Genomic DNA, 16,700 nt, shown 5'->3' with positions numbered 1-16,700 from the left:
ATGACATTAAAAGATAAGAAGGTTTTAGTTGCGGGAGCGGGGAAAAGCGGAATAGGATCTGCCAGTCTCCTGATCCGTTCCGGGGCATCTGTCAGTCTGTATGACGGAAATGAACACTTGAAGGCACAGGATATTTATGACAAACTGGAGGGAAAAAAAGAGATTCCGCTGATTCTTGGAGAACTCACACCGGGAGCAGAGGAGGAGTTTGATCTCTTAGTACTTAGCCCGGGAATTTCTGTCAATGCTCCGGTATCAAAGCAGTTTATGGATTCCGGCAGGCCTGTCTGGAGTGAGATTGAACTCGCGTATCAGGTATCCAGGGGACAGATTGCGGCTATCACAGGCACGAATGGAAAGACAACGACCACAGCGCTGGTGGGAGAGATCATGAAGTGTTTTTACAGCGACGTGTATGTGGTTGGAAATATCGGAACACCGTATACGAGCGTTGCTTTGGATACAAAAGACGAAAGCGTAATTGTGGCCGAGATCAGCAGTTTTCAGCTGGAAACGATACAGGACTTCCGTCCTCAGGTTTCAGCGGTTTTAAATATTACACCGGACCATCTGGACCGGCATGGGACAGTAGAAGTCTATGCAAGGACAAAGGAATCCATTGGAAAAAACCAGACCGGAGATCAGGTTATGGTTCTGAACTATGAAGACCCAGTGACCAGAAATATGGCTGAGAGGGCAAACGCCAGGGTCGTATTTTTCAGCCTGGATCATGAACTGGAAGAAGGAGTCTATTTTAAAGACGGATCTTTCATGCTTGCAGAAAACAAAACAGTACAGACCATATGTACAGAAGCCGATATCAACCTTCTGGGCGGGCATAATTATGAAAATATTTTGGCGGCGATCGCGGTATCCCACTATATGGGGGTTCCGGCAGAGCAGATCAGAAAGGGAGTTTCTGGTTTTAAAGGAGTGGAACACCGCATAGAATATGTAGATACCATTAAAGATGTTGCATACTACAATGATTCTAAGGGAACCAACACCGACGCGGCCATCAAAGGGATCAAGGCCATGAACCGTCCCACGTTCCTGATCGGGGGAGGGTACGATAAGAAGGCAGAATATGATGACTGGATCGAGGCCTTTGACGGCAAAGTGAAGGAACTGATCCTTTTGGGCGCGACGGCGGAGAAGATCGGTAAAACAGCCGAAGCCCACGGTTTTTCCCGAATTGTATATGTAGATACTCTGGAAGAAGCAGTGGAGTATGCATCAAAGCATGCAGTTTCCGGCGATGCAGTTCTTTTATCTCCGGCCTGCGCAAGCTGGGGGATGTTCCCGAACTATGAGGTACGGGGCGACCGCTTCAAGGAGTATGTAAACAAATTAAAGGAGCGCTAAGATTTGAAAAAAAGCAGAGTCAGTGAAAAATACATGCCAAAGCGGCGTTATCTCGATTATCCGATGCTTTTTATCGTGATGTTTCTCGTGGGATTCGGCCTGGTTATGATCTTTAGTACAAGTTCATATAAGAGTACACTGAACTTTGGGAATCCGTATCACTGGCTCATCAGGCAGTGTTTTGCAGTTGGAGTGGGAGCGGTCTTTATGGCAGCACTCACATGGTTTGACTACAGGATTCTCAATGCAAAGATCATTGCCTATGGCTGCTATGGCCTCAGCGTGGCACTGCTGATCATCGTATTATTTATCGGTGCCGCTAAAAAAGGAGCTGTGCGCTGGATCTCCATCGGAGGATTCCAGTTCCAGCCTTCCGAAGTCGCAAAAATTTTCCTTGTGATCTATCTGGCATACATATTATCACAGAATGCCCATCGGATGCGTACGATGGCTGCTGCTGTAAAAGTTATCATCCGATGTCTGCCGATCATCGGACTGGTTGCCTATCAGAACTTAAGTACGGCGATCGTTTTGACGGCAATGGTCGGGGTCATGATTTTTGTGGTAAGTCCGAAAACCAAAGAGCTTCTGGGAATTGCCCTTTCAGGTGTCGCAGGATTAGTGCTTTATCTGACGTTTTCCAACAGTTACCGGAACGAACGTGTGGCGATATGGAAAAATCCGGAGACTCACCCGAAAGGACTTCAGACCATGCAGGCACTGTATGCCATCGGTTCCGGAGGCCTGTTTGGGAAGGGCCTTGGCCAGAGCATGCAGAAGATGGGGTTCATACCGGAATCCCACAATGATATGATCTTCTCGATCATTTGTGAGGAGCTGGGCTTATTCGGAGCTGTCTGTCTGATCCTTCTGTTTATGCTTTTAATATGGAGAATGCTTTTGATCGCTATGAATTCGGATGATCTGTTCGGGTCCCTGATCGTGATCGGATTTATGATTCATATCGGAGTGCAGGTATTTATAAACATAGCGGTTGTAACAAATACGATCCCTCCGACCGGTATCCCTCTGCCGTTTATAAGTTACGGCGGAACTTCAATCCTGGTCGTTATGGCGGAGATGGGGCTGGTTTTATCGGTATCCAGGAAAATACGCATGTAGAGGAACTGATTATGGATAAAAATGAAAAAATAATTACAATCAATCAGGCAAAAAAACAGCAGAAGGGCCCTGGGAATAAGAAAAAAATTATCGGCTGCATTGCCGGCCTGCTGTTTCTTCTCTGTATTATTTTATTTGCAGTATTCCAGACGAAAAAGATTGTCATAAAAGGGAACAGCCATTACACAGAGGGTGAGATAGCGGCCGCACTGAAGGACAATACATACACGGGCAACGGGCTGATCCTGTTTCTGAGAAATAAGATTGCGCCTGTAAAGACGCTTCCGTTCGTAGACTCTGTAACGATAACTCTTAAGGGGACGGATCAGGTGACGGTGCAGGTCAATGAGAAAAAACGGGCAGGGTGTCTGAACTATAACGGGAAATATGTTTATTTCGATAAGGAAGGCTATGCGCTGGAAATTTATGAGAAACACTATGATGATGTGCCGCTGGTCACAGGGCTGAATTATAAAAAAATTGCTCTCGGTGAAAAAATACCGGAGAAGAAGACTGCCGTATTTGAGCAGATACTAAAAATTACCATGGCCATCGACAAGTATGATCTTCCGGTAAGCCAGATCCATTTTAATGCAGAAGGGAAAGCCCTTCTGATCAGCGGAGATTTAACGATTAATCTGTGGAACAGCCGGGAGCTGGACTTGAAGCTTACAGAGCTTACAGGTATCCTTCCTAAGATGAAAGGCAAGAAGGGTACCATCTCGATGAAATATTTTACAAAGGACAATCCGGTAGCGATTTTCAAGAAGAAAAAGTAGTTGAAAGTTTAACTGAAAAACTGTATCATGTAAGAAGATAACATGAAATGATAATGTGGATGAGTATAAGAAAATTTGAGATAGAGATTGAAGGAGGAGCATCGTGGTCGAGATTATGCCGAATGTAGAAAGCACACAAGCCAGAATTTTAGTCATTGGAGTCGGGGGAGCCGGCAACAATGCAGTGAACCGCATGGTTGACGAAAATATACAGGGAGTGGAACTTGTAGGAATTAACACGGACAGGCAGGCCCTGTCTTTATGCAAGTGCTCTACGAAGATCCAGATAGGAGAAAAGCTGACCAAAGGTCTCGGTGCCGGTGCGAAACCTGAGATCGGAGAGGCAGCGGTGGAAGAAAACCGGGATGAGATCACACAGCTGGTACAGGGTGCCGATATGGTCTTTGTCACCTGCGGTATGGGAGGCGGAACAGGTACCGGAGCAGCACCGGTGATTGCCGAGATTTCAAAGTCTCTTGGTATTTTGACCGTCGGTGTTGTCACAAAGCCTTTTACTTTTGAAGGAAAGCCAAGAATGAACAATGCTGTCGCGGGAGTGGCGCGTCTTCAGGATCAGGTGGACACGATGATCGTGATTCCGAATGACAAGCTGCTTCAGATCTGCGAGAAGAAAACAACCATTCCGGACGCACTCAAAAAAGCTGATGAAGTGCTTCAGCAGGGTGTTCAGGGAATTACCGATATGATCTACAATCCTGGTCTTATCAATGTTGACTTTGCAGACATCCAGACGGTTATGCGCGATAAGGGTATTGCACACATCGGTATGGGTGTTGCGGATGAGGAATTGGAAGCAATCAAGGCAGCCATGGAAAGCCCGCTTCTGGAAACTACAGTTTCCGGAGCGACCGATATCATCGTCAATTTCTCAGGTGATGTGGGTATGCTGGAGGCACAGCAGGCAGTAGAGTACTTGAAGGATACGGCTGGACAAGAAGTCAACGTTATCTTCGGCACTGTCAACTCTGATATGGGTGACCAGATCAGCGCAACTATCGTTGCCACGGGGATCCAGTCTGAGGCAGGAGCCAGAGGAGCAGGATTTAAGAAGAAAAGCATTACTCCTCCTCCCGTTTTTTCCGGACAGCCTATCTACAGCAGTCAGCCGAAAAGTGAGCCTGCTGAAACAGCAGAATCTACATATGGGAGCAAAGAACAGGAGACTGCCAGTGTAGAGGATCATGATTCAAAGATCGTGATTCCGGAGTTTTTATTAAAGAGCAGAAGAAAATAAAATAAACGTGGGACAAGCCCGTATCTTGCCGTAAGGCAGGATACGGGTTTTTTTGTAGAATTAACGTATCTGCCACTTCTCTTTTTTGACAAAGTACGTGCACCTCTTTTTTTATAATAAGCTTATGTTTTTTTTGATGATGTTTTTGGAACAGTGGCTGGTCCTCCTGGGGCTGCTGCTTATTTTAAGAAGTTCGCTGAAATCACAGAGTTCTGTCTGGCGTATCCTGCTGGCATCAGCGGCCGGAAGCGGACTCGGGTGTCTGACGGCATGGGCGGCGGAAGGAAATCAGGCAGTCCAGCTTGGATTTCTCGCGGCAAGCATCGGAGCGACCTCCTGGCTTGCATTTCCGCTCTCTCTGAGAAAAAGTCTGATATGTTCCGGATATTTATTTGCACTCTCAGCCTTGCTGGGCGGACTGTGGAGCTTCGTGAAATACCGTTTATCTATCCATATCTGGATTTTCGGCTGTTTTGCGGCGTTTCTCCTCTTGGCTTTTTTGTATTGTGCAGTCTGGGAAAATATCAGGAGCCAGAAAGATTCCTTATACCAGGTATCATTTGAACTCCTTGGCAGGACGGTCAGAGTCACTGCCTATTTGGATACGGGGAATTTTTTATACGAACCTATAGAAAAGATCCCGGTTTCCGTCATGGAGGAACAGGCACTGAATCCATATTTAGATGAATCATTAACCATTTTAATAGAAAAACATAAGCTAAAAGATATAAGAATGATTCCATACAGGACGGTTGGCAGGGAAAACGGCCTGATGATGGGGATTCTTGTAGCTAATATCAGAATCAAGAATAGCAGCCAGACATGGATGGCAGAAAGAGGATTGATAGGACTGTCAGAGCACCCGCTTTCCCGGGACGGCCACTATCAGTTACTGCTCCATCCGGATCTGGTCAGATAAAGTAATGGGAGGTTGTACAGTGCTGAAACTTAATGTGACATGCCAAAAGAGGACTTTTTTAGCGAAAGGAAAAGAAATCCACTACATAGGGGGTGCAGAAATTCTGCCGGCTCCTCTGGAAGCAAAGGAAGAGGAGAAGATGATACATAAGCTCGGGACAGCGGAGGAGCCGGAAGCCAGGGCAAAATTAATTGAGCGGAATCTGCGGCTTGTAGTCTACATAGCAAAGAAATTTGACAATACAGGGATCGGTGTTGAAGATTTAATATCCATTGGGACGATTGGACTGATCAAAGCCATCAATACATTTAATCCGGCCAAAAAGATCAAACTTGCTACCTACGCTTCCAGATGCATTGAGAATGAAATTCTGATGTATTTGAGAAGAAATAACAAGACGAAGATGGAAGTGTCCATCGATGAACCGCTGAATGTGGATTGGGACGGAAATGAACTTCTGCTCTCGGATATACTCGGAACAGACGAAGACATTATTTACAGGGACCTGGAGCATGAGGTGGACAGGAAGCTTTTGCTGAATGCCATGAAGATCCTCTCTGACCGGGAGAGAAAGATCATTGAGCTGAGATTCGGCATCAACCAGAAGGATGGGGAGGAGAAAACACAGAAAGAGGTTGCCGATTTAATGGGAATCTCCCAGTCGTACATATCCAGATTGGAAAAGAAGATTATTAAAAGATTAAAGAGAGAGATGTCCCGGATGGGGTGTGTCTGATCAGTGAAAAAGAGAATGCCGCATGGGAGAAGTCCTGATGCGGCTTTTTCATTTCATAGAAAAGTTCTACGACCTTCTCTATGAAATACAAAATCTCCGAGGGCTGTCCACAGATGCGTAAGGAAAACTTTGTTTTACATGAAGACTCATGGAAAAATTTTCTGTGTGATTGGGTTTTGAAAATGAGCGGAATGATGTTATACTACTGACATAGAAAAAGGAGGAGACAAGTGAGAGTAAAAGGGGTAAAGAATAAACTTGCAGTATTTATTTCAGCAATCGTATTGGCTGCTGGAATTTCTTACATCAACCATGCTTCTGTTTTTGCGGAAGAAAAAAGTGCGGAAGAACATGATCCGGCCAACAGTTGGCGGTTTAAAGATGGAAAACCGGTAAAACAGCAGGAGCCGATAGGTCCATCTATGACGGCCAGAGGAGCCAGAGCGGTAGCTAATGCTTGGACAAAAGTAAATGGAGTATTCCTAAATTCTCTGGGTGACCCTATTCCAAATGCAACTGCAAGGGGCATTGATGTAAGCAAATGGAATGAAAAAGTTGATTGGGAAAAAGTTAAGGCAGATGGAGTGGATTATGCAATTTTAAAAATAGGATCCAGAAAGAATTCAACGGATCGGGATGATCCTACTTGGGCATATAATTCATCTGAATGTGAACGGATTGGAATGCCTTACGGGGCTTATATTTACTCTTACGCAACGAGTATAACAGATGCCAAAAAAGAAGCAGAATATGTAATACGATGCATAAAGGGGAAAAAGCTATGTTATCCGATATATTACGATATGGAAGATAATGTTCAGGAAGGATTGTCCAACAAAATTCTCGGGCAGATCGCGGTTACTTTTATAAATACATTATCGGATGCTGGATATAAGGATGTAGGGGTATATGCTAATAAGTATTGGTTTACTGAGAAGCTTACAAGTACTGTCTTTAATGAGTATCCAAGATGGGTTGCACAGTACAATTACCACTGTAATTATAGCGGAACTTATCATATGTGGCAGTGTACAGATTCTGGAAAGGTCAGCGGAATCGGTACGAATGTAGATCTGAATTTTAAAATAGGCTCATGGAACGTCAATGCACTGCAGACGATATCTGTTTCGTCAATAAAGCTGAATAAGACAAGCCTGAAGCTTAAGAACGGTTCTTCCTATACATTGAAAAAATCAATCGCGCCATCCAATGCTTCCAACAAAACGGTGACATGGACCAGTTCCAATAAAAAAGTGGCAGCTGTTTCTTCCAGGGGAAAGATCACTGCAAAGGGCGTGGGGAAAGCAACGATCACAGCGAAGACATCCAACGGGAAAAAGGCAGTCTGCAAGGTTACGGTACGGCCCAGGACGAACAAAATTAAAAAGCTTAAAAAATCGGGAAGGAAAAGCATTAAGGTTACCTGGTCAAAAGTTAGCGGTACTACAAAATATCAGATTTATATGTCAAAAAAGAAATCTTCCGGATATAAAAGGGTAAAAACTGCATCAGCTAAAACATTCAGTTTTACCAAAAAAGGACTGAAGAGAGGCAAACGTTACTATTTTAAAATACGTTCTTATAAAACAGTTGGAAAAACCAAGTATTACAGCAGCTACAGTCCAATCAAATCAATAAAAAGATAGGAATAAAAAGCAATAAAAAAGATCCTGAACAGGATCTTTTTTATTGCTTTTGAATATCGAAACTAAAGAATGATTTATTTAATGGTGACGGTGTTATCGTATCTCTGATAAGTATAGTTTTTAGATTTATATTTGTAGATAATCGTCAGGCGGTCCGGGCTGATGTATAAATACTGGACTTTACTAAAGTCAATGTCACTTCCCAAATAATGCATGAAGGAATCCTTAAAATCGGTATCTATGGTGGTACCCTGCTCATGGCTCCAGCCGGCTCCCGAAGAATAGATTACTTCACCATTTTTACTGTTGTTGTCAGCATAAACCTCCGCATAGGCAGAAGTAGCAGCGTTTGCGATCAGCTTTAAATCCGCATGGGCCGAGCGTTTGTTGGCTCTGTCTATGTACCCGGTCAGAGTCGGCACCAGCAAAGCGATCAGGATCGCCAGAATAACCAGCACGACGATTAATTCAACTAAAGTAAATCCTTTTTTGTTCCCTCTTAAACGATTCATATAAACCCCATCCTTTGTCGTTTGTTTTTTTTAATTATATCACAGGAGAATGAAAATTTATACCCACAGGCGGACAACTTGTGATATAATAGTCCTACAAATGTAGGATTATCGAAAGGGGACAGGGATGAAGAAAAGTTTTTTAAGAGCGGCAAAGAAAGTTTTCGCGGTACTTTTGACTGTCAGTTTGATGTCGGCTGCACTGCCGGTACTCGTAAACGGTAACCAATCAGAACCTAAACAGAAGGAAGGACAGGGAGCAGAGAACAGCTGGCGTTACAAAAACGGTACACCGATCTATCCCGGACAGTCTTTCAGCAGAGCTTCAAAACCATATTCAAATGCCTGGAATAAAGTCAACGGCATGTTTGTCAATGATCTGGGGAATCCGATTCCGGGCGCAGTGAAAAAGGGGATAGATGTCAGTCAGCATCAGGGAAAGATTGACTGGGAGATGGTGAAAGCATCAGGGATTGATTTTGCTGTTATCCGGTGCGCAAACAGCACATATGACGAAGATACTCAGTGGCAATATAATGTAAAAGAGTGTGAACGATTGGGTATTCCATATGGAGTATATATCTTTTCTCAGGCAAAAAACACGGCTCAAGCTCAGGCAGAAGCAAGATTTACTTTAAAATTATTAACCGGACATAAACCGAATTATCCTATATACATGGATCTGGAAGCTAATTCGATCAGTAATCTGTCAAAGAATCAATATAGTAAAAATGCAGAGGCATTTAAGGCTGTTTTAAAGACAGCCGGATATTCTAACATAGGTATTTACGCTAATACAAGCTGGTGGAAAGAAAAATTGACAAGTTCTGCATTTAATAAATATTCCAAGTGGGTTGCCCAGTGGGCAAGCAAATGCACTTATACAGGCAGCTATCAGATGTGGCAGTGCACCGACAGAGGCATAGTCAGCGGCATCAGAGGAAATGTGGATATAAACTTTCTGATCAGCAGCATTCCGGCAAAAAACATCAAACTGAATAAAAAATCCCTGTCGCTGAAGAAAGGTTCCTCCTATACACTGAGAAGTTACATAGAACCTAGGAACTCATATCCTTCAGTTCAGTGGTCCAGCTCCAGTTCGTCTGTGGCATCGGTCAGTTCGTCAGGCAAAGTGACGGCGAAAAAGGTAGGGACAGCGGTTATCACCGGAAGAACAGGAAACGGAAAAAAGGCTTCCTGCAAAATTACGGTGATCCCAAAGACGAATAAAATAAAGAAGCTGAAGAAGAGCGGATCAAAGGGGATTAAAATAAGCTGGTCAAAAATTTCCGGCGTGTCTAAATATCAGATTTACATGTCCAGGAAAAAGTCTTCCGGTTTTAAAAGGATAGCAACTGTATCTGCAAAAAAAGCATCTTACACAAAAGGCAAGTTAAAAAAGAAAAAAAGGTACTATTTTAAAGTCAGATCGTATCAGACTGTAAAGAAAAAGAAAATTTACAGTAAATTTTCTAAAGTAAAATCTCTTAAGCGGTGATCTAAAGATATTCCTCTTGTAAAAGTGGCTTCTTTAGTGTAGATTAGCCTTACAGTCATTAAACATCAGGAGGATAAAGATATGATTATTGCATTGATCGCACATGACAAGAAAAAAGACGAGATGGTGGAATTTGCAAAGAAGCATAAAGAAACATTAGCAAAATATGACTTGGTCGCAACCGGTACAACCGGAAAACGGGTAGAGGAAGCCACAGGACTTCCGGTGAAGAAATATTTGTCAGGACCGTATGGAGGAGACCAGCAGCTGGGAGGCAGAATTGCAGAGGGAAAGATCGGACTGGTTGTTTTTTTCCGGGACCCACTGACTGCACAGCCCCATGAGCCGGACGTGTCTGCACTGCTTCGTGTCTGTGATGTGCACAAGGTACCGGCAGTCACCAACACTGCGGCGGCAGAACTGATGATTCAAATGTTTTAAACTGTCAGGACTGAGTATTTTGACTTGAAAAATGACAGATCATAGTGTATATTTATTTTGAAAGCTGTGCGACTGGCGGATAGTGGAGAAACCACGGGGAGCACGGCAGCAGAAATGCCGGCCGCCTGGGCAACTTTTATTTAGTGTGCCCAGGCGGCTTATTTTTACATAAAAAAGGTCTGCGAACCTTTCGTATGGAATAAAAATCTCTCTGCGAAGCTGCACACAGATACAAAAGGAGGATACAGGACAATGAAGATGTTGTCATTAGAAAACGAGTTAAAAGGGAATTCATACCCTGGAAGAGGAATTGTGATCGGGAAGTCACCAAACGGGGCCTATGCAGTGACTGCATATTTTATCATGGGAAGAAGCGAAAACAGCAGAAACCGTGTGTTTATTGAGGACGGAAAAGGTATCCGGACACAGGCTTTTGATCCGTCAAAGCTGAGTGATCCGAGCCTTATCATCTATGCTCCGGTCAAGGTATTAGGAAATAAAACAATCGTGACCAACGGAGACCAGACGGATACGATCTACGAGCTCATGGATAAACAGCAGACATTTGAACAGGCATTGAGGACGAGAGAGTTTGAGCCGGATGCACCGAATTATACTCCGCGTATTTCAGGCATTATGCATGTGGAAAACGGAACCTACAACTATGCAATGTCTATTTTAAAGAGCAATAACGGTAATCCGGATGCATGTAACCGGTATACATTTGCCTATGAGAATCCGGTAAGCGGGGAGGGACATTTCATTCATACCTATATGCAGGACGGAGATCCGCTTCCGAGTTTTGAGGGAGAGCCTAAATTAATCGGCTTAGACGATGATATTGATGCGTTTACAAGCCGTGTGTGGGAAAGCCTGAATGAAGACAACAAAGTATCTCTGTTTGTGCGCTACATTGATATCAAAACAGGAGAATATGAAACAAGGATCGTGAACAAGAATCAATAGGAGGAGACCATGAAGGAATTAGAATTAAAATACGGATGCAATCCGAATCAGAAGCCGTCAAGAATTTACATGGAAGACGGTGAACTGCCGATCAAAGTGTTAAGCGGCAAACCGGGATATATTAATTTTCTAGATGCATTAAACGGATGGCAGCTGGTGAAGGAACTAAAAAAAGCGACCGGGCTTCCGGCGGCAGCTTCCTTTAAGCACGTCTCTCCTGCAGGCGCTGCGGTAGGGCTTCCGATGACTGATGTGGAAAAGAAGATTTACTGGGTAGATGACATGGATATGGAATTTACTCCTCTTGCCAATGCATATGCCAGGGCGAGGGGGGCTGACCGTATGTCTTCCTTCGGAGATTTCATTTCACTTTCCGATGTGTGTGATGCGGCAACAGCCAAAATTATAAAAAGAGAGGTGTCTGACGGGGTTATCGCACCGGGATATGACGCAGACGCTCTTGAAATTTTAAAAGAAAAGAAAAAAGGAAACTATAACGTGATCGAGATTGATCCGGATTATGTGCCGGCTCCGGTAGAGCGCAAGGAAGTGTTCGGTGTTACTTTTGAGCAGGGCAGAAATGAACTGAACATTGACAAGGATTTCTTTAACGATATCGTGACAGAGAATAAGGAACTGCCTGACTCTGCTAAAATTGACCTGGCGATTGCAATGATCACATTAAAGTATACCCAGTCTAATTCCGTATGCTACGCAAAGGGCGGACAGGCCATCGGCATCGGTGCGGGACAGCAGTCCAGAATCCACTGTACCCGTCTGGCAGGACAGAAAGCGGACAACTGGTATCTGCGCCAGGCTCCGAAAGTCATGGGACTTGAGTTCGTGGACGGTATCCGACGTGCGGACCGTGACAATGCCATTGACTTGTATATCGGAGACGACTATATGGATGTTTTAGCCGACGGGGCTTGGGAAAATATCTTTAAAGTAAAACCGGAAGTGTTTACGAGAGAAGAAAAGCGTGAATGGCTGGATCAGATGACGGGTGTGGCATTGGGATCAGATGCGTTTTTCCCGTTTGGCGATAATATCGAAAGGGCACACAAAAGCGGCGTTTCTTATGTGGCTGAGCCGGGAGGCTCCATCAGAGATGACCATGTCATTGCCACATGCAATAAATATAACATGGTGATGTGTTTTACGGGAATCCGTTTATTCCATCATTAGAAGATATAAGAAGGAGAGAAATCAAGCAGGTTTCTCTCCTTCTGTATTATAGGGTCTGGCAGTAAATATGAATGGCCTTTGAGACGAAGCGGGCGGTTCCCTCTCCGCCGGCACGGTCTATAGACTCTTTCATCCTGTCATCACAGACGTACATTTCGCCCAGAGAGGCCAGAATATCGTCTGTACAGGTATAATATTGATCCGTAATAGACTGTTTGAGGAGCTCAACCTGGTGCATCACCGGTTCGGAGGCCGGGTCTTCGTTTATGAGACGGCCAAATTCCGCAAAGTTTGCCATAAACTTGGTATTCATGACCTTCCAGTCCTCCTCTGTATAAGTTTTTGCTTTCTGCTCATATTCACGGAAAGCATCGGTACCGCCCCAGCTTTTTCTGGCCTCGGATTTATAGCTTTCCAGCGTTTCTTTGTTCAATGTCTGATAATTCAATGATTCCACTCCTAACTTTTGAATTCCAAGAGCGAAGTCGATCAGATGTTCCAGCCGGTCCTTTTTAAGCCTCAAAAGCTGTATCTGCTGATCTAATGCTTTTTGGCGGTCAAAATCCGGACGGTCCAGGATCTCTCTGATGTCCTTTAAAGAGAATTCAAGTTCCCGGAACAGTAAAATATGTTGAAGGCGTTCCAAAGCTTTGGTGCCGTACAGCCGGTAGCCAGCCTCCGTGACACGGTCGGGACATAAAAGTCCGATCTCGTCATAATAGTGGAGAGTGCGCACACTGATACCGGTTAATCTGCTTACTTCTCTTACTGTTTTCATCTTGGTCTCCTCCTCCTGGTAAGTACAGAATAGCCTATCACGCTGCGTGAGAGTCAAGAGATAAAATAGATTAAAGGAATTCTGTCATGTGTTTGCGGTACCAGAGCGGCATCATGGTTCTCTGACAGCGGGGATTTTTTCTGGCTTCTACACCGATCGTCTCAAAAAATACTTTCCAGAGATCTGTGTAAAGATCAGAAATCTCAGAGGTCTTCAGACGGTTTAATTCATCCTCTGAGAGGGTGGTCATATAGTAATCATGATCACAGGGATGAACGACGGCAGTTTTCCGGTTATCGTCGATGATCATCCAGTTCTCTGAGGGCATGCGGTCCGTAAACTGGGGAGCCAGGATGGTCAGGACATCACACTTGGGTTCAATATGGGAGATAAGAACATGATCTATTTCGAAAAAACGCAGAAACTCCCGGAATAAGTGAGCTTCATTCATAACTTTACGGTCCAGTTCAAACAGATTCATCACAGCAGGCTCCTGCAGCATATTGACAACGGAAGGCCCATAGTGAAACCCATAGATCAGGAACCGGTAGATGATATCCAGTTTTTCTTCCTGAAAAGACATAGCAGCGCGGTATACCATCTGATAGGCACGAAAAGAGATCTTTTTTTGGATGGAACGGATGACACTGGCGGTCTGATCGGGATCGTGATCTACATGGCGGTAATCACAGAACAGTTCCAGATTCCCTATGGGTTCAGTTTTTAATTGGATGTTTTTGTGGCCTAAGCGGGATGCCCAGGCAGTGTATATACAGGACATCATATCCTCAAACGTATCTTTGCAGGTGAAAATGGTCATGCGTTTTCTCCATTATTTTCAGTCGGCCGTTTTTCAGGCAAATATTAAAACTGTTACTGTTTTTTATATTTGTCCGCTCAGAGACTTGCAGGTATCTTCGGCTGAGGGGGCCGATACAAAATTCTTATCGTCAAACAGGGACAGCTGTTCATAGGTCTGGGGATGATCAATCTCCCAGGACTTTTTGTAATCCTCTCCGATCAGCTGACGGGTGATGAAGTTCTCCTCGATCGGGATATGAAACATCATCTTTCCGTTACAGGTTATAAAATACTTGGCCCGTTTCAGGACGATCCCCATCTTTTTCAGGTTTTCAAATGTCAGGGAGCGCTGTCGGCGGCTCTTGACAATACGGTAGGCGGATTTGGTGCCGATGCCGGGAACTCTCAGAAGATCTGCGTAGCTGGCGCGGTTGATCTCCACAGGGAAAAGCTCCAGGTGCCGCAGTGCCCAGTCGCACTTGGGGTCCAGCATGATATTGAAGTTGGGCCTGTCAGTACTCAGCAGTTCCTCTGCATGAAAGCCGTAAAACCTCAGCAGCCAGTCGGCCTGATAGAGACGATGTTCCCTTAACAGAGGAGGGGCGGTATCCAGGGAGGGAAGGCGGGAATCTTCATTGAGCGGGACATAGGCTGAGAAGAAGACACGTTTCAGATCAAACTTCTGGTACAGCTGCTGAGTGACAGAAAGAAGCTGAAGATCATTCTCTGCGGTAGCTCCAACGATCATCTGAGTGCTCTGCCCGGCGGGGACAAAGGGTGCATTCTTGTCCTTAGCGGGCGGGAGGAAAGAGTTTGATGCCAGCTGTCTGTGCTCCCCGATGCGGCCGGATCGGACATCATCGAAGATCGTGTGCTTTAGACTGCGGTTGCCGCCGAAGCGTTCCATCATAGGGTCCTTGCCGATGGACAGCCGGTGATCTGCGATGCCGGAACGGATCTGTTCCATGGGTTTTAAGATCGTTTTCTGTGTCTTGTGAGGGGCCAGATCCTTCAGTCCTTCCGGTGTGGGCAGTTCCAGATTAATGCTGACGCGGTCCGCGAGATATCCGATGGATTCCAGAAGTTCTTCCGGCGCTCCGGGAATGGCTTTCACATGGATATAGCCGTTGAAATGATACTGATTTCTTAACATAGACAGTGTCCGGCACATGAGTTCCATCGTATAGGAAGGACTCTTTACCACACCGGAACTTAGAAACAGCCCTTCGATATAGTTTCGGCGGTAGAACTCGATGACTAAGCGGCAGACTTCTTCCGGGGTGAACGTAGTGCGCACCCGGTCATTGGACGAGCGGTTTAAGCAGTACCTGCAGTCGTAGATACATTCATTACTTTGAAGTATCTTTAAAAGGGAGACACAGCGGCCGTCGGATGCAAAGCTGTGGCAGATGCCTGCAGCCACTCCGTTGCCCAGTTTTCCCTTTTCACCTCTGCGGTCGGCTCCACTGGACGTGCAGGCTACGTCGTACTTGGCTGCGTCTGCTAGAATTGTTAGCTTCTCCTGCAATGACAGGGAAGGACTGATAGTTTCCATAATCCACCTCACAATATCGAATGTTTGTTCTCTTATTCTAGCATAGTGCCATATAAAAAGCAAGGAGGAAAAGAACAAAAGTTCGGGTGAAAAGAAGTTGCGGCAATGTATTGGTAAATGGTATTATTATACTTAACGGAAAAACAATTCAGAAGGATGAGGGTTTGTATGAATCAAAAAAATAAAACGAAGCTCGGCAAGGCAGCGTTGTTCGGTTCTGCACTGATATGGGGCAGTTCCTTTTTTATTATGAAAAATACCATTGCCAATGTCCCGGAAAATTTTCTGCTTGGGACAAGATTTTTAGCAGGGGCATTGCTCTTGTGTATCTTTTTTCATAAGAGACTGGGGAAAATAGATAAAAGTTACTTTAAGACAGGATTTGTGCTGGGAGGATTTTGGTTCTGGGCTTACTGGTTCCAGACCGAAGGACTGTATCACACGACGCCCGGAAAGAATGCATTTTTAACGGCGATCTACTGTGTGGCAGTCCCTTTTGTCACATGGATATGGCAAAAGAAGAAGCCTACAAAGCAAAACTTCCTGGCCGCATTGATCTGCATTACGGGTATTGGACTGATTTCACTGGATGGGAACCTTAGTATAGGAATCGGTGATGGATTGACTCTGGTGGGAGGCCTTTTATTTTCCCTTCATATTGCCTATCTTGGCATGAAAAGCGGTCAGAAAGATCCGGTGCTGCTGACGATCGTGCAATTTTTATTTGCTGGACTCTGGGGTGCAGGGATTTCTGTATTTACCGAAGACATCAGTGCTATCCACTGGACGGTCGGACAGGCAGGAAGCCTGGCCTATCTGGTGATCATGTGTACGGCTGTGGCTGTTACCTTTCAGAGTATAGGGCAGAGCCGGGTGAGTTCATCTTCCGCATCTCTGATCCTGAGTCTGGAGTCCGTGTTCGGTGTGCTTTTCAGCGTGATTTTTTATGGTGAGAAGGCGACGGTGAAGATCCTGATCGGTTTTGCCCTGGTGATGGCGGCGATTTTGATCTCGGAGACGGATTTGGGCAGAAAGTCCGGGCACACCGAAAATAATGATAAAAAACGCATTAATAAGAAAACAGCAAATGTGGTATAATTTATCATGAACAGTGAAATATTTTCCGCCTGTGTACACGG

The 16,700-nt window shown here is 44.9% G+C and carries 16 protein-coding genes and 1 riboswitch; of the genes, 12 read left to right on the top strand and 4 right to left on the bottom strand.

All coding sequences use genetic code 11. The features are described 5' to 3' along the window. The 7 genes from murD (at nt 1) to ANCC_RS12675 (ending at nt 7,822) form a co-directional block, all read left to right on the top strand. Complete coding sequence (gene murD, locus ANCC_RS12705) at nt 1-1,365, top strand: UDP-N-acetylmuramoyl-L-alanine--D-glutamate ligase (protein WP_039946096.1); 1,365 nt, start codon at nt 1-3, stop codon at nt 1,363-1,365. A 3-nt stretch (nt 1,366-1,368) separates the two neighbouring features. Next, the gene (locus tag ANCC_RS12700; protein WP_009290258.1) at nt 1,369-2,487 is read left to right on the top strand and encodes an FtsW/RodA/SpoVE family cell cycle protein; all 1,119 of its coding nucleotides are present in this window, start codon (nt 1,369-1,371) and stop codon (nt 2,485-2,487) included. An 11-nt stretch (nt 2,488-2,498) separates the two neighbouring features. Beyond that, nucleotides 2,499-3,266, top strand: a complete 768-nt coding sequence (locus tag ANCC_RS12695; protein ID WP_156340274.1) for a cell division protein FtsQ/DivIB — start codon at nt 2,499-2,501, stop codon at nt 3,264-3,266. A gap of 103 nt (nt 3,267-3,369) precedes the next feature. Continuing rightward, the gene (gene ftsZ / locus ANCC_RS12690) at nt 3,370-4,521 is read left to right on the top strand and encodes a cell division protein FtsZ (RefSeq protein WP_009290260.1); all 1,152 of its coding nucleotides are present in this window, start codon (nt 3,370-3,372) and stop codon (nt 4,519-4,521) included. 139 nt (nt 4,522-4,660) lie between these two features. Beyond that, the gene (locus ANCC_RS12685) at nt 4,661-5,440 is read left to right on the top strand and encodes a sigma-E processing peptidase SpoIIGA (protein WP_225103781.1); all 780 of its coding nucleotides are present in this window, start codon (nt 4,661-4,663) and stop codon (nt 5,438-5,440) included. Between the two features lie 4 nt (nt 5,441-5,444). Further along, a complete protein-coding gene (sigE, locus tag ANCC_RS12680; protein WP_006565514.1) occupies nt 5,445-6,176 on the top strand; it encodes an RNA polymerase sporulation sigma factor SigE in 732 nt (243 codons plus the stop codon). Between the two features lie 230 nt (nt 6,177-6,406). Beyond that, nucleotides 6,407-7,822, top strand: coding sequence for a GH25 family lysozyme (locus ANCC_RS12675; protein ID WP_006565512.1), 1,416 nt, complete (start codon nt 6,407-6,409; stop codon nt 7,820-7,822). A gap of 74 nt (nt 7,823-7,896) precedes the next feature. Here ANCC_RS12675 and ANCC_RS12670 read toward each other — a convergent pair whose 3' ends face one another. Continuing rightward, the gene (locus ANCC_RS12670) at nt 7,897-8,334 is read right to left on the bottom strand and encodes a type II secretion system protein (protein ID WP_006568056.1); all 438 of its coding nucleotides are present in this window, start codon (nt 8,332-8,334) and stop codon (nt 7,897-7,899) included. 127 nt (nt 8,335-8,461) lie between these two features. Between ANCC_RS12670 and ANCC_RS12665 the strand changes: the two genes are divergently transcribed. The 4 genes from ANCC_RS12665 (at nt 8,462) to ANCC_RS12650 (ending at nt 12,427) form a co-directional block, all read left to right on the top strand. Further along, a complete protein-coding gene (locus tag ANCC_RS12665) occupies nt 8,462-9,832 on the top strand; it encodes a GH25 family lysozyme (RefSeq protein ID WP_006568057.1) in 1,371 nt (456 codons plus the stop codon). An 81-nt stretch (nt 9,833-9,913) separates the two neighbouring features. Beyond that, on the top strand, nt 9,914-10,273 hold the full coding sequence (mgsA, locus tag ANCC_RS12660) for a methylglyoxal synthase (protein WP_006568058.1): 360 nt from the start codon (nt 9,914-9,916) through the stop codon (nt 10,271-10,273). A gap of 58 nt (nt 10,274-10,331) precedes the next feature. Continuing rightward, nucleotides 10,332-10,411: riboswitch (ZMP/ZTP riboswitch) on the top strand. Between the two features lie 114 nt (nt 10,412-10,525). Continuing rightward, the gene (locus ANCC_RS12655; protein ID WP_006568059.1) at nt 10,526-11,239 is read left to right on the top strand and encodes an IMP cyclohydrolase; all 714 of its coding nucleotides are present in this window, start codon (nt 10,526-10,528) and stop codon (nt 11,237-11,239) included. A gap of 9 nt (nt 11,240-11,248) precedes the next feature. Continuing rightward, nucleotides 11,249-12,427 carry a phosphoribosylaminoimidazolecarboxamide formyltransferase gene (locus ANCC_RS12650; protein ID WP_006568060.1) on the top strand — a complete coding sequence of 393 codons (1,179 nt, stop codon included), beginning with the start codon at nt 11,249-11,251 and terminating at the stop codon, nt 12,425-12,427. Between the two features lie 46 nt (nt 12,428-12,473). On the opposite strand, the gene ANCC_RS12645 is transcribed toward ANCC_RS12650, so the two are convergent. From ANCC_RS12645 to ANCC_RS12635, 3 genes are all read right to left on the bottom strand, one after another. Continuing rightward, entirely contained in the window at nt 12,474-13,205 is a 732-nt protein-coding gene (locus ANCC_RS12645) for a MerR family transcriptional regulator (RefSeq protein ID WP_006568061.1), read from the bottom strand. Nucleotides 13,206-13,275: 70 nt separating this feature from the next. Next, a complete protein-coding gene (locus ANCC_RS12640) occupies nt 13,276-14,025 on the bottom strand; it encodes a TIGR03915 family putative DNA repair protein (RefSeq protein ID WP_006568062.1) in 750 nt (249 codons plus the stop codon). Nucleotides 14,026-14,088: 63 nt separating this feature from the next. Continuing rightward, nucleotides 14,089-15,561 (bottom strand): putative DNA modification/repair radical SAM protein, encoded by a 1,473-nt coding sequence (locus ANCC_RS12635; protein WP_006568063.1) that lies wholly within the window; start codon nt 15,559-15,561, stop codon nt 14,089-14,091. Nucleotides 15,562-15,729: 168 nt separating this feature from the next. Between ANCC_RS12635 and ANCC_RS12630 the strand changes: the two genes are divergently transcribed. Continuing rightward, nucleotides 15,730-16,659 (top strand): DMT family transporter, encoded by a 930-nt coding sequence (locus tag ANCC_RS12630; RefSeq protein WP_083774655.1) that lies wholly within the window; start codon nt 15,730-15,732, stop codon nt 16,657-16,659. Nucleotides 16,660-16,700: the final 41 nt, after the last annotated feature.

The organism is Anaerostipes caccae L1-92, assembly GCF_014467075.1.
GTDB classification, from domain to species: Bacteria; Bacillota; Clostridia; order Lachnospirales; family Lachnospiraceae; genus Anaerostipes; species Anaerostipes caccae.
The sequence above is the reverse complement of the archived record's forward strand: the minus strand, read 5'-3'. Positions and strand labels throughout refer to the sequence as shown.

What these genes read in the sequence shown, in the direction of transcription:
- murD (WP_039946096.1), top strand. Translation starts at nt 1, where the DNA reads ATGACATTAAAAGATAAGAAGGTTTTAGTTGCGGGAGCGGGGAAAAGC.
- ANCC_RS12695 (WP_156340274.1), top strand. Translation starts at nt 2,499, where the DNA reads ATGGATAAAAATGAAAAAATAATTACAATCAATCAGGCAAAAAAACAG.
- ANCC_RS12685 (WP_225103781.1), top strand. Translation starts at nt 4,661, where the DNA reads ATGTTTTTGGAACAGTGGCTGGTCCTCCTGGGGCTGCTGCTTATTTTA.
- sigE (WP_006565514.1), top strand. Translation starts at nt 5,445, where the DNA reads ATGGGAGGTTGTACAGTGCTGAAACTTAATGTGACATGCCAAAAGAGG.
- ANCC_RS12670 (WP_006568056.1), bottom strand. Translation starts at nt 8,334, where the DNA reads ATGAATCGTTTAAGAGGGAACAAAAAAGGATTTACTTTAGTTGAATTA.
- ANCC_RS12665 (WP_006568057.1), top strand. Translation starts at nt 8,462, where the DNA reads ATGAAGAAAAGTTTTTTAAGAGCGGCAAAGAAAGTTTTCGCGGTACTT.
- mgsA (WP_006568058.1), top strand. Translation starts at nt 9,914, where the DNA reads ATGATTATTGCATTGATCGCACATGACAAGAAAAAAGACGAGATGGTG.
- ANCC_RS12655 (WP_006568059.1), top strand. Translation starts at nt 10,526, where the DNA reads ATGAAGATGTTGTCATTAGAAAACGAGTTAAAAGGGAATTCATACCCT.
- ANCC_RS12650 (WP_006568060.1), top strand. Translation starts at nt 11,249, where the DNA reads ATGAAGGAATTAGAATTAAAATACGGATGCAATCCGAATCAGAAGCCG.
- ANCC_RS12645 (WP_006568061.1), bottom strand. Translation starts at nt 13,205, where the DNA reads ATGAAAACAGTAAGAGAAGTAAGCAGATTAACCGGTATCAGTGTGCGC.
- ANCC_RS12640 (WP_006568062.1), bottom strand. Translation starts at nt 14,025, where the DNA reads ATGACCATTTTCACCTGCAAAGATACGTTTGAGGATATGATGTCCTGT.
- ANCC_RS12635 (WP_006568063.1), bottom strand. Translation starts at nt 15,561, where the DNA reads ATGGAAACTATCAGTCCTTCCCTGTCATTGCAGGAGAAGCTAACAATT.
- ANCC_RS12630 (WP_083774655.1), top strand. Translation starts at nt 15,730, where the DNA reads ATGAATCAAAAAAATAAAACGAAGCTCGGCAAGGCAGCGTTGTTCGGT.